Annotated in this window: 13 protein-coding genes; 4 read left to right on the top strand and 9 right to left on the bottom strand. The window is 41.9% G+C overall.

Features of this window, described 5'->3' with window-relative positions:
- Nucleotides 1–623: 623 nt before the first annotated feature.
- On the bottom strand, nt 624–914 hold the full coding sequence (locus FTV18_RS14845; protein WP_180018685.1) for a hypothetical protein: 291 nt from the start codon (nt 912–914) through the stop codon (nt 624–626).
- 498 nt (nt 915–1,412) lie between these two features.
- Nucleotides 1,413–2,645, bottom strand: a complete 1,233-nt coding sequence (gene tyrS / locus FTV18_RS14840; RefSeq protein WP_161792066.1) for a tyrosine--tRNA ligase — start codon at nt 2,643–2,645, stop codon at nt 1,413–1,415.
- A gap of 63 nt (nt 2,646–2,708) precedes the next feature.
- On the opposite strand from tyrS, the gene FTV18_RS14835 reads away from it, so the two are divergent.
- Nucleotides 2,709–3,836 carry an anhydro-N-acetylmuramic acid kinase gene (locus FTV18_RS14835; RefSeq protein WP_179993045.1) on the top strand — a complete coding sequence of 376 codons (1,128 nt, stop codon included), beginning with the start codon at nt 2,709–2,711 and terminating at the stop codon, nt 3,834–3,836.
- 102 nt (nt 3,837–3,938) lie between these two features.
- Here FTV18_RS14835 and FTV18_RS14830 read toward each other — a convergent pair whose 3' ends face one another.
- From FTV18_RS14830 to FTV18_RS14815, 4 genes are all read right to left on the bottom strand, one after another.
- Nucleotides 3,939–5,234 (bottom strand): lytic murein transglycosylase, encoded by a 1,296-nt coding sequence (locus FTV18_RS14830; RefSeq protein ID WP_218945580.1) that lies wholly within the window; start codon nt 5,232–5,234, stop codon nt 3,939–3,941.
- 719 nt (nt 5,235–5,953) lie between these two features.
- On the bottom strand, nt 5,954–7,075 hold the full coding sequence (locus tag FTV18_RS14825) for a 5-(carboxyamino)imidazole ribonucleotide synthase (protein WP_179993046.1): 1,122 nt from the start codon (nt 7,073–7,075) through the stop codon (nt 5,954–5,956).
- A 28-nt stretch (nt 7,076–7,103) separates the two neighbouring features.
- The gene (gene purE / locus FTV18_RS14820) at nt 7,104–7,616 is read right to left on the bottom strand and encodes a 5-(carboxyamino)imidazole ribonucleotide mutase (protein WP_004780321.1); all 513 of its coding nucleotides are present in this window, start codon (nt 7,614–7,616) and stop codon (nt 7,104–7,106) included.
- A 197-nt stretch (nt 7,617–7,813) separates the two neighbouring features.
- Complete coding sequence (locus FTV18_RS14815) at nt 7,814–8,155, bottom strand: DMT family protein (RefSeq protein WP_180012287.1); 342 nt, start codon at nt 8,153–8,155, stop codon at nt 7,814–7,816.
- A gap of 241 nt (nt 8,156–8,396) precedes the next feature.
- Here FTV18_RS14815 and mpl point away from each other — a divergent pair, with 241 nt between their 5' ends.
- Both mpl and FTV18_RS14805 read left to right on the top strand, forming a co-directional pair.
- Complete coding sequence (gene mpl, locus FTV18_RS14810; protein WP_180018683.1) at nt 8,397–9,761, top strand: UDP-N-acetylmuramate:L-alanyl-gamma-D-glutamyl-meso-diaminopimelate ligase; 1,365 nt, start codon at nt 8,397–8,399, stop codon at nt 9,759–9,761.
- Between the two features lie 346 nt (nt 9,762–10,107).
- Nucleotides 10,108–11,190, top strand: coding sequence for a zinc-dependent alcohol dehydrogenase family protein (locus FTV18_RS14805; protein WP_180018681.1), 1,083 nt, complete (start codon nt 10,108–10,110; stop codon nt 11,188–11,190).
- Between the two features lie 57 nt (nt 11,191–11,247).
- Here FTV18_RS14805 and FTV18_RS14800 read toward each other — a convergent pair whose 3' ends face one another.
- Nucleotides 11,248–11,718 (bottom strand): BLUF domain-containing protein, encoded by a 471-nt coding sequence (locus tag FTV18_RS14800; protein ID WP_180012271.1) that lies wholly within the window; start codon nt 11,716–11,718, stop codon nt 11,248–11,250.
- Between the two features lie 202 nt (nt 11,719–11,920).
- Here FTV18_RS14800 and FTV18_RS14795 point away from each other — a divergent pair, with 202 nt between their 5' ends.
- Entirely contained in the window at nt 11,921–12,274 is a 354-nt protein-coding gene (locus FTV18_RS14795; protein ID WP_104426804.1) for a hypothetical protein, read from the top strand.
- On the opposite strand, the gene FTV18_RS14790 is transcribed toward FTV18_RS14795, so the two are convergent.
- A complete protein-coding gene (locus FTV18_RS14790; protein ID WP_004780333.1) occupies nt 12,267–12,554 on the bottom strand; it encodes a GNAT family N-acetyltransferase in 288 nt (95 codons plus the stop codon). The genes FTV18_RS14795 and FTV18_RS14790 overlap by 8 nt on opposite strands.
- A 170-nt stretch (nt 12,555–12,724) precedes the next feature.
- The coding region (locus tag FTV18_RS14785) for an IS30 family transposase (RefSeq protein WP_180016882.1) at nt 12,725–12,945 on the bottom strand (221 nt) is incomplete at its 5' end.

Here is a 12,945-nt window from a genome sequence, read left to right as displayed (position 1 = left end):
AATAATTTCGATCAATCAACCAGTAAAAATCCACACAAGTTGTTCTTCATAATCTCTTAATGATCTTTCTAACATCTCGTCAATGCCAGAAGCTGGACTTCGATAAACTTAACAACTCAACGCTTCGTGTTTCGTTCGTTTCCGTCTATCTCGTCGGTATGGGTGCATTCTAGAGGATTTCAGAATCATTGCAACCCCCAATTCACTATATTTTTCACGTATGTATCTTTTTTCTACGAATTTCGTTAAAAAATCGCTTTTTTATCTAAATTTTGAGCATTTTTCTTCTATAAAAGCCGTATTCATTGCAATTCAATTTAAAAAAGTAGAATTTTTTAAGACCTGATAACTATCAAAAAACTGTGACTTTTGAATAAGACCGTAAAATTTAAGGGCTGTATCCAGAATTTTCCGAAATTTTCTTATATCAGCTTACATATTTTGCTGTTTTCTATCCGACTTATATATATGGAGCTTTTTGTAAGGTCAAAATCCTTGCTGTATACAGGTTTTTTCTTAACCCTGCTTTTAAGAAGCAAAAATGAGGATATGATCTTTCTAGATTTCAGATTATCCAGAAAGCTTATTTAAGCGCAGAAGAATAAGCAGAAGATTAAAATCGATTAAGCCACATTTGAGTATCTATCTTTTACCCAATGCTGCATCACTTCCTCAATCACTTCTTTCTTGCCACTATAGTCTTCAGCAACAAACAATAATTTGGCCCGACGTGGCAGACGTTCTTTGACTAATGAAAAGAGTAAATAGTGAGAGGCAAGATCTAATTGCTGAAATAAGGCCTGTACCTGATCAAAAGATTTTTGTTTTTGCTCCGCAGATTCATATTCGAAGAGAAAACGCAAAATGAAATCGATGTCTTCATCAAACATCTGTTCAGTCTGGTATTGATACACCTTATTTACCTTTCTTTTTATAGATGGATTGAGATTCAAAAATGATTCATGTATCTCACCATGGATTTAACCTGAATCCCAGCTAATTCATCCATCTTTGTTTTGAATTTATTGAAGATTGAACATATAGCCAGACAATACCAATAAAAAAGGAAGAGATCTCTCCCAAAATCTCTTCCTTAGAATTGAATCTTTACCCGATCCATTATGTCATTATTATAGTTATTCACATTATATTAACTTGTCTCTTCACTTAGAGACCTGATCAATTATGGAGTTGTCTGTTATTGATCATTACCCTCTAGATATGCTTTTAACGGAATCTCTAGACGAATAAATCTTATACACAAAAAACCAGAAATGCAAGCCAAATGGCAAAATTTAAATGTTGTTTTTATAAGGTTTTTTTTGAATTTCTATATTTATATAATTCATATACAACTTAAAAAATAAAAGCAGGCCGAAGCCTGCTTTTATTTCAATAACTTAGAACCAGCCTTAGTCAACGAAGGTCACTTTTGCAATTGCTTTTTTGCTGGCCTGAATAATTAAAGTTACGTTCTCTTTCACAGAAAAAGACGCATCAACCGGTTTCCAGTCCACTTTCACAGTGCCGCGGCCTAAGGCATCTTTAGCTTGAGCAGCATTTTTGGTTAAGCCAGCTTCACGTAAAATTGAAGTAATGAAGATCTCACCACCAAATTCACCACGTGAAATGGTCACTTCTGGCGTACCTTCAGGCAGTTCACCTTCAGTAATGATATTACCTGCACCTTTATGGGCATGAGCGGCAGCTTCAGCACCGTGGAAACGTTCTACCAGTTCCAGCGCCAAAATACGTTTCACTTCCTGCGGGTTACGGCCTTCTTCGATTTCTTTCAGCAAGCCTTGAATTTCTTCTATAGATTTGAAGCTGAGCAGATCGAAATAACGCTCAATCAGTGAATCCGGCATAGATAATACTTTCTGGTACATCGCGCCCGGTGCATCAAATACACCAATATAGTTGCCTAAAGATTTAGACATCTTGTTCACGCCATCTAGACCTTCAAGAATTGGCACAGTGATACATACCTGCGCTTCCTGGTTATAACGGCCTTGTAGAGTACGACCCATCAACAGGTTAAAGGTCTGGTCTGTACCCCCTAACTCCACGTCAGCTTCTAAAGCAATTGAGTCATAACCTTGAACCAATGGATATAAGAATTCGTGAATCGCAATCGGTTGCTGATTGTTATAACGCTTGGTGAAGTCATCACGCTCTAACATACGTGCAACTGTTTGCTGTGATGCCAATTGAATCAGGTCAGCTGCAGTTTTTTGTGCAAACCATTCCGAGTTAAACACGACTTTGGTTTTGTTTGGATCAAGAATTTTAAATACTTGTTCCTGATAGGTTTTTGCATTTTCCAGCACCTGTTCGCGTGACAATGGCGGGCGGGTTGCGCTCTTACCCGTTGGGTCACCGATCATCGCAGTGTAGTCACCAATCAGGAAGTACACTTCATGACCCAAGTCCTGGAATACTTTTAATTTATTGATTAAAACCGTATGACCTAGGTGCAGATCCGGTGCAGTTGGGTCAAAACCCGCTTTAATTTTTAAAGGACGATTCTGCTTTAATTTCTTCAGAAGGTCTTCTTCAGAAATAATTTCGTGGGTGCCTCGTTGGATGAGGGCAAGTTGTTCTTCAGCCGGCAGGAAATTTGACATCACAAAATCCAAATACATCAGTTATTCAATTTGTGCGATATACTAACACTTTTTCAGCACATTGCAGGCTTAAGAATAATCATGACAGCGATCTATATTGGGGTAATGACCGGCACAAGCATGGATGGTGTCGATATTGTTGCTGCTTCTTTTGATCCACTTCAGCTTCATGCCACCCTCACCTTGCCTTTTGATCCCGATCTTCGTGATGAACTGATGGCACTGACTTTGCCAGATGACAATGAAATCGACCGCATGGGCAAAGCTGATGTCGCACTGGCACAGATGATTGGTCATGGCATCAATGCGCTGATTAAAGAAAATAATTTAGATCGATCTCAAATCAAGGCGATTGGCTCACATGGTCAGACCATCCGCCATCGCCCCGAACATGGCTTTACCCTGCAAATTGGTGATCCGAATATCATTACTGAAATCACCCAGATTCCGGTCATTTCCGATTTCCGTCGTCGTGATCTGGCTGCTGGCGGCCAAGGCGCACCTTTGGTTCCCGCTTTCCATCAAGATATTTTCCAGCATGACAGTATTCACCGCGTGATTCTGAATCTGGGCGGCATTGCCAATGTGAGTATTCTGCCGGCAGGTCAACCGGATCAGGTGTATGGCTTTGATACCGGCCCTGCCAATATTCTGATGGATGCTTGGTGTCAGCGTTATACCGGCCAGCCTTTTGATGAAAATGGTAATTGGGCGGCTTATGGCACGCCAATCCGTAGCCTATTAGATCGATTACAGGAACATGAGTTCTTCTCAAAAGAGCCACCCAAAAGTACTGGCCGCGAAGACTTCAATCTGGAATGGCTGGATGAACAAATTGCCGACTGGCGCAATGACCTTCAATACGATGAACTTGAAGATACACCAGAGAATGTGCAAGCTACTTTAATGAAGCTCACTACCCGTGCGATTAAAAAAGCCATTTACCGTTCCGGTCTGGATACCGGTGAAGTTTATGTTTGTGGTGGTGGTGCTTATAATTCACATTTATTGGAACAGTTACGCTGGCGTTTGCGTAAACATCACTGGAGCGTACAAACCACAGCCGACCTTGGCTTAAATCCGACTTGGGTGGAAGGCACAGCTTTTGCCTGGCTGGCGATGCGTTTTATGAATCAACTCAGCGGCAATCTGCCGGCTGTGACAGGTGCATCAGGTTATCGCGTTCTGGGCACGATTACCTCTGTATAAGAGCAGCTTTAAGCTCACTATATATAGTTATAAAAAAGGTCTGCATATTTGCAGACCTTTTTTATGATGAAGATCTATATTTAGATCATGTCTAAATTCTTCCTAACGCATCATTAGTTTGGCATTTTCATTTCTAAATGCACGCAGGATTTGCTGGCCCGCACGACCGGTCGGGCTTAAACCTAGACGGTTCTGTTCCTGACGAATCGCTTGGCGGGTTTTATCTCCAATCAGACCATCCACCTCACCAATATCATAGCCACGGTTTAACAGGAATTGCTGGATCTCGCGACGTTCCGCACGTGACGTACCTGGATCATCGGTTGGCCAAGTTGCCTGGATGCCTCCCTTACCTTGTAAGCGGTCAGATAAATGTGCAATCGCTAAAGCATAACTTTCTGCTGCATTATAGCTGTAAATAGCATCAAAATTCTTAAAGACTAAAAATACCGGTCCATTTTCGCCTGCAGGCGCCAATAAGCCAGCCTGAGAAGATTCTGATAAATTGCCCTGCAATAGCGGAGTACCGTCAGCACGCACCACACCACGATTCATCCAGCTACTCAGTGATTTTTTATTGCGTCGGCTTTCGCCTGCAACAGACATGCCTTGTGGAATTTTTACTTCAAAGCCCCAAGGTTGGCCAGTCTGCCAGCCACGTTTTTTCAGGAAATTGGCTGTAGAAGCCAGTGCATCAGGAATACTGCTGACTAAATCACGACGACCATCCCCATCAAAATCAACCGCCAGCTCATCATAAGTCGATGGCATAAACTGGGTGTGACCAAATGCGCCTGCCCATGAACCTTTGAGCTGGCTTTCATAGACATCGCCACGCTGTAACAGTTTCATAGTGGTGAAGAACTCACCACGGAAATAACTTTGACGACGACCTTCACAACTCAAAGTACCCAAGGCCTGTAATAAAGGATACTTCCCGGAAATATCACCAAAATTACTTTCTACGCCCCATACGGCTACGATGGTTTCTGCCGGTACTCCATAGGCTGTGCTAATCCGGTTTAATACCTCACGATGTTGCTGCAGTTTTTGTCGACCCAGTTGTACACGTTCTTCATCCACCAGTCCGGACAGATAATCCCAGATCGGAGTCGAAAACTCAGGCTGATAATTCAGCTTTTCAATCACAGAATAATCGGGTGTTAAATTTTGCGTATAACGATCGTAGGTTGAACCACTTACGCCTTGTGCAATCGCCTGACTGCGCAAATTGGCAAGACAATTCTGAAAATTATTTTGGGACGCATAATTGACGGGGCTGCTCGGAACAGAGGATATATCCGTTGATGTCACACGCTGACCATTAATAATCAGTTCTGCCTGTGCCTGTGTAGCAGCTAAAACCAAAGAACCAACAAAAAGTGCAAGTCGTTGCATAAGACCCTTAAATATTTAGATTTTGAATTATGTTTCTACCTTAGCAGCTCATGACGAAAATTAAAGCGCCAATGCGTAAATTTAAATTCATAATTCCTACACTTTTGAATTCATTTTGTAGCTTTTAAATTTAAAAACTTATCCACAAGTCCATTTTAAATTCAAATCAGGCTCATTTTTTAAATTTAAATTCAAAACTCAGGAAATTACTTTTGAATTTAAAAATTTATTATGGATAACTTGTCTTTAGATTAGGACTGCTCAATCAGCCAAAGGCTTCTGGTATATAGTATTTCTATTTTAAATTCATTTTTATTAGAAGTAACTATATTTAAATTCAGAACTTTGAATTCATTTATCAGCTTTTAAATTTGAATTCATATTTTTGAATTTAAATTTAAGCAGCGAAGTTTAAATTCAAAGTTCATTTTTAAATTTGAATTTATTTTTATGAATTTAAATTCAAAATCTATTTCCAGTTTTACATTCAAACTCAATATTAAGTTTATCCACAAGTGAATAACCCAGAATTCAGCCCAAAATAGCAGCGAATTAAATTATTATATTTATACTCAATTGATCAGTTTATAAGCAATTGATTTTAAAAAATGATCCGACCAATGGCAGGGGATTTTTAAAGAGGCGCAATCATGCCTGAATCTGGACAAATAAAAAAGCGATCACCGAAGTGATCGCTTTTTTTATCAGCAGCTTAAAGCTTAGATGGTCATATCTTCGCTCAATGCCAATGGATTCGGTAAAATCTTCGCCAGTTGACGGCATAAAGTGGTCAGCTGAGCGCTGTCTGTGGGCATCAAAGTGATGTGACCAATCTTGCGACCTTCACGTTCTGTTTTATTGTACAGATGCAGGTGTGCGCCTTCTAAAGTCAGGACATCTTCAGATTTGGGATGCTGACCGATAATGTTCACCATCACGGTTGGACGCACCACTTCAGTTGAACCCAGTGGCAGACCTGCGACCGCACGAATATGGTTTTCAAACTGCGAGCAGACAGCGCCTTCAATCGACCAGTGACCTGAGTTATGCACACGTGGTGCCATTTCATTTGCATACAGGCCTTTGTCTGTCACAAACAGCTCAAGGGTCAAGACACCCACATAATTCAAGTGATTGAGCAGGCGAGTGATGTAATCCTGCGCGACTGGCTGCAGATCCGCACTATTGGGTGCCGGAACGATGGAATGCGACAGGATGCCGTTATGGTGATGATTTTCAGCCAATGGCCAGGTTTTGACATCACCATTTTGACCACGTACCGCAATGATGGATACTTCACGCGAGAAAGTCACAAAACTTTCGGCAATCAATTCACCAGCAGGGCCGAGTTCCGCCCAGGCCTGATCAATCTGATCTGCTGAACGTAGAACGAACTGGCCTTTGCCGTCATAACCACCACGAGAGGTTTTTAGCACGATCGGCAAGCCAAGCTCAGCAACGGCCGCCTGCAAGCTTTCGACTGAAGTCACCGCTTTATATGGTGCAACCGGAATTTCCAGTTCATCAAATAGTGCCTTTTCAGACAGACGATGTTGTGCAATAGCTAAAGCCTGACGAGGCGGATGCAGATCTTTGTTTTGCGTTAAAACGTCGACATCAGCTAGGGGTGTATTTTCAAACTCCAGGCTGAAGACATCTGCGCTATTGATGAAATCCTGCAAGCCATTTACAGCTTTTGTTGAGAAAACCGGACCCAAAGCCGCAGAAGGGCAGTCCGTATTGGCTTCAAAGAACGTACATTGAATATTTAGAGGTAGTGCGGCTTGTGCCATCATCCGGCCTAGCTGGCCGCCACCAAAAATACCGATGGTTTTATCCATTGTGTTTGATCCCGTATTAAGCTTGGACTTACATTTGACCTGGAATATTGTTACTTGCGACTTTCTCGGTTTGTGCCGCGCGGAAATCTGCGACATTTTTTGCGATCTCTGGACGGGTTAAACCTAAAATCTGTGCTGCCATAATGGCTGCATTGGTTGCACCGGCAGGACCGATCGCCAATGTTCCTACGGCGATACCCGCTGGCATTTGCACGATAGAAAGCAATGAATCGACACCATTTAAGATCGAAGATTTGACGGGTACACCCAGTACTGGCAGATCAGTTTTGGCTGCACACATACCTGGTAAATGCGCTGCACCACCTGCACCGGCAATAATCACCTGAATACCACGATCACGCGCTTGTTCAGCATATTCAAACAGACGGTCCGGGGTACGGTGTGCGGAAACGACTTCGGCTTCAAATGGGACACCAAGCTGCTTGAGCATTTTGGCAGTGTGTTCGAGAGTTGCCCAATCTGATTGAGAACCCATGATAATACCTACGAGAGGAGTATCTTGTGCAGCAGCCGCATTCATTGCAAATTTTCCAGAGATTAAAGTAAGAAAGATAAATCTCGACGAGAGAGCCAAGCTTGAATAGGAATGCATATTATAGACTGATTTTTCATCTTCATAAAATTTAACGGTCAAAGCAAGGCTCGATTTTTCTTATTTTTTTAGCAGATTCTTAAAAACTGGAATAAAAATAGGGAAGTAGTGGCTAGTAGATGATTTCAGGAACTGCGGAATACAAAATAGACACAGCCACAGAGACACAGCGCTGCCCATAAATAATCCAGTTTAAACGGCTGTTTGAACAGGAAAATCATAAAGGGAACAAAGACCAGTAGAGTGACGGCTTCCTGGGTAATTTTCATTTGACCTACAGCCAATCCCTGTTGGGCTAATAATTTAGTCGCTGGAATCATCAAGCTATATTCAAACAGGGCTATCGCCCAGCTAAATAAAATCGCCTGCCACAGTGGTGCATCATGCGGCAGGAATTTGAGATGTCCATACCAGGCCAAGGTCATAAAACAGTTAGCAATCACCAGAAGAAATAGAGCCGGTAGCATCTGCATGCACTCTGCAAAAAGTTCGGGCTTATTTTACGATTTATTTTGCCAAAAGATATTCCGGAAGCTTGAAAATTTCCCTGAATTTGTCTGTGAAACAGGATTTAAAAAATCCCGCAGGAATGCTCGAACTTTGACTATCTTTTCGTTCAAAGCCTTGCTATCGTTGCTTGCAAATCGAATAAATCATGGCAACAGCACCAGTACAAAGTGATGTGTCAGGCAAAATGGAGTGAAGTAGATGCATCTGCATATTTTGGGTATTTGTGGCACCTTTATGGGTTCACTGGCATTACTGGCACGTGATCTAGGCCATAAGGTGACAGGATCGGATCAAAACGTTTATCCACCGATGTCGACCCAGCTGGAAAATGCAGGCATTACTTTAATGCAGGGCTACGACCGCAGCCATTTACAGCCGCATCCGGATCTGATCATTGTCGGCAATGCCATGAAACGTGGTATTGATGCAGTCGAATATATGCTGAATGCAGGTCTACCTTATATTTCAGGTCCACAGTTTCTGGCAGATCATGTCCTGCAAGGTAAACACGTTTTAGGTGTAGCTGGTACGCATGGTAAAACCACAACTACCACCATGCTGGCATGGGTACTGGATCAGGCCGGTTTAGAACCTGGCTTCCTGATTGGCGGTGTACCGCTTGGCTTTTCTGAAAGTGCGCGCTTAGGTGGCGGTAAATACTTCTGTGTTGAAGCCGATGAATACGATTCTGCTTTCTTCGACAAGCGTTCTAAATTCGTGCATTACCATCCTAAGACGGCAATTCTGAACAATCTGGAATTTGACCATGCCGATATCTTTGATGATCTGGCAGCAATCCAGAAACAGTTCCACCATTTAGTGCGTACCATTCCAAGTGAAGGCCGTATTATTGCGCCAATTACTGAAACGAATATTGATGAAGTGCTAGAGCAGGGCTGCTGGACGCCTGTGGTTCGTACTTCATTAGATGCCAATGAAAAATCTGAGCTTTATGCTGAACAGCTTTCAGAAGATGGTTCTCACTTCAAGGTACTCCAATACGGTATCGTGAAAGGCGAAGTGAAATGGAATATGACGGGTCAGCATAGTGTAGCCAATGCACTGGCAACGATTGCTGCTGCTGAACATGTCGGTGTCTCTATTGAAACGGCTTGTGAAGCACTTTCAAACTTTGGCGGTGTTAAGCGCCGTATGGAACTGCTGGACACTGTACGCGGCATTGAAGTCTATGATGACTTTGCCCATCACCCAACCGCGATTGATACCACCCTTGATGGCGCACGCAAGCGTCTCGGTGAACGTAAGCTGTGGGCAATTATTGAACCACGTTCCAATACTATGCGTATGGGCAGTCATAAAGATGGCTTGGCACATTCCGCGCGTCTAGCGGATGAAGTGATCTGGTATCAACCTGAAGGTCTGGACTGGGATCTGCAACCGGTAATTGACGCTGCGCCAAATAAAGCTGTAGTCGCACGTACTCTGGATGAGATTATCCAGACCGTAGTGGCTGAAGCAGGTGAGGGCGATGCCGTGGTGATCATGTCCAATGGCGGTTTTGGCGGGCTACATCAGAAACTGATTAGCGCTTTAAAAGCTTAAAAATTTATATAAAAAAGCCCGTAATAGCGGGCTTTTTTATTTTAAAAATTAAATTCGCTTTCTATCTTTTTTAAGAAAATTAAACTTCATTCAAGTTCAAATCAACTTTCTTATTTCACTATTAAAACAGCTAAAATTTATCTTTCTTCTTTTCATTATCTTTTGTTGCAATCTGAACATAAGACTCATTGCAGTCTTTGAGTGCTCTAGGCACAATCAATAAGAACAACAGTATTTCGATCCTCTTTTATCCTTCACCCTCCTGATGATTTTCCAGGCTGTAAAGGCAGCAAAAAAATAGCTTTATCTCTCTTGTTCAGACCCTCATTTCCTTAGGAGATCTGTCATGACAACAATGAAAGCCATGGTGTATTACGGCGCCAATGATATTCGTTTTGAAGAACGTCCTATTCCCCAAATTCTGCAACCTACTGATGCCATTATCAAACTTAGCAAAGTCACCATTTGTGGTACCGACCTCGGGATCTGGAAAGGTAAAAACCCCGAAATTGAAGAGGTCGCAAAAGAAAAAACCGGCAGCTTTAATGGCCGGATTCTCGGTCATGAAGGTATTGGTATTGTGGAAGAAGTTGGTTCTGCAGTTCAAAACTTTAAAAAAGGTGATCGGGTGATTATTTCCTGTGTCAGCCGCTGCGGCACCTGCGAAAACTGTCAGAAACAGCTATATGCCCATTGTAGAAACGAGGGTGGCTGGATCATGGGCTATATGATTGACGGCACTCATGCCGAATATGTCCGAACCCCATTTGCCGATACTTCTCTCTATCACCTACCAGAAGGTCTGAATGAAGATGTTGCGGTCTTTCTTTCAGATATTTTACCGACCTCACATGAAATTGGTGTGCAATATGGTCAGGTCAAACCGGGAGACAATGTGGCGATTGTCGGTGCCGGCCCAATCGGCATGAGTGCCTTGCTCACTGCTCAGTTTTATTCTCCAGCCAATATCATCATGGTCGATGTTGATGATAACCGGCTGGAATTTGCCAAAACTGTCGGTGCCACCCATACCGTGAATTCAGCCAATGAGGATGCTATTCAACGTGTACTGGACCTCACTGATGAGCGAGGGGTGGACTGTGCCATTGAAGCGGTGGGCCTGGAAGCCACCTGGAATATTTGCCAGCATATTGTGAAAGAAGGCGGTCATCTGGCCAATGTCGGTGTACATGGTAAATCCGTCAATTTTGAACTGAATAAACTCTGGATTAAAAACCTGACCATCACCACTGGCCTGGTCAATACCAATACCACCGGGATGCTGCTCAAAACCTGCTGCTCCGGCAAACTGCCACTGGAAAAACTGGCCACCCATCACTTCAAGTTTGCTGAATTTGAAAAGGCCTATGATGTGTTTAAACATGCCTCTGACGAAAAGGCTTTAAAGGTCATGATTGAAATGACTTAGATCATCATTGGCAACAAAAAAGTCCGCTATGCGGACTTTTTTATTTTTTAGCATCAATTAAAAATAGGGAATATAACCACGCTGTTTATAACCTTGAGGAGAAGCAAGATTGGCCTGATTTTCATCCAGACGATAGAGCAGTTCCAGGAATCCACCCAGTTGTTCCTGTTGCAGTGCATGAGGTTCAAATTGGCCTAAACCTAAACGTGAAAATAAAGAAGAAATTTCACTATGTTTATGGACATATTTCATCGACCACTCCGAGAAATGTGGACGTTCTACCGTTGCATCCTGAAAGCGAAGCACCTGATGATGGCGTGGATCACGGCAAATACTCTGAAACAGATTTTCTACCACCTCTGCCTCACCTTCCAGACATTGAAAAAACTTGCCGTGGGAATAATATAAAACCCCGTTAATTTGGTGAGCTTTATTAAATTTTCTCGCTACAGATAATATATCGCTAAGATCCTGTAATAACTCTTGTTCAGATTCTATCCGCTCACTGGCGTAGCAAAGCTGTAGCATAAGGTCATCTCACTGAAGAAAGAATTAAAAGCATAATTTAATCAATTATTTTAATTTAAGTCGATCATTTTTTAATCAAATATCCGTTTTTGCTTACATTGTTTTAGGTTTGCTTTTCCAAAGAAAACTTCTAACAATTACCTCCTGAGAGGAAATCAATGATTTCAGATATATAGCGATAATGATGAAGGAGTGAAACCTGATGTTAAAAGATCTGATTTTCACTGTAGCGTTGTTGTGTATATGTTTTATGCTTTTGATTATGCTGAATGAGATGGCCTTGACGACCGAGACCAACATTCTGCTCAGTTCAGTCTTTGTAGGCTGGACGCTTTTACAGTTTGTTCGCCGTCGTATGTTTTTTTATATCAGTGTAAGCCTGATGATAGGAATACTTACGCTGTTAGGCAAATATGAAGAAGTGTTATGGAACAGCATAGGCTTGATGGCAGGTTATGGCGTATATAACCTGCTGCAGCGTATTTCTGTACCTGCACTTAAAGGCAAATTACAACATATCTCTATCTTGGATAAGTTTAATTCAATTGCTAAATAGCAGCTGCCACATCCTGTAGGCTGCGATCACGTTTAAACATGACATCTACATAGGAACACTGGGGAATAATTTTTAAGCTATTCTTGCGGGCAAAGTCGACCAGTACATCCAGCATTTTGCGTGCTACGCCTTGACCGCGTAAGGAATTATCTACCCAGGTATGATCAGCCACGATGGTCGATGCTTCTTGCCACTGATATGTAATTTCAGCAAGACGTCGACCATCTTCCTCCATAAAAAATACACCGCCGCGTTTTGAATCTTGATGTTGAATGTCCATACTGAAGGCTGATCTCTTAATAAAATTATTGGTTTATTTAATTTAAAACATCTTCTTAAAGAAATAATATGAATTATTGTTAAGTTTTTAATATTGGATGAGATTTTTTATTTTCTTTCATCATTTCCTGTGATTTTTTTCAAATATTGATAACTTTTTATTTGGCGGATTCAAGCGGCAAGTGCAACAGTATAAAAACCAGCCATAACTTCACTCGGTGTATACCAACCTAGTGTTTTTCTAGGACGATGGTTGAGTGCAAACTCTATCTGCTCTATTTGTTCGTTTGACACGCCATCAAACGATGATGATTTTGGCAGATATTGACGGATTAAACCATTCGTATTTTCATTTCTAGCTCGCTGAATAGACTTGTAAGGATCAGCAAAAT

Origin of the sequence: Acinetobacter sp. YH12241, from assembly GCF_013417535.1 — a bacterium.
Taxonomy (GTDB): domain Bacteria; phylum Pseudomonadota; class Gammaproteobacteria; order Pseudomonadales; family Moraxellaceae; genus Acinetobacter.
Note: the sequence above shows the minus strand (reverse complement) of the source record. Positions and strands in the feature narration are given on the sequence as shown.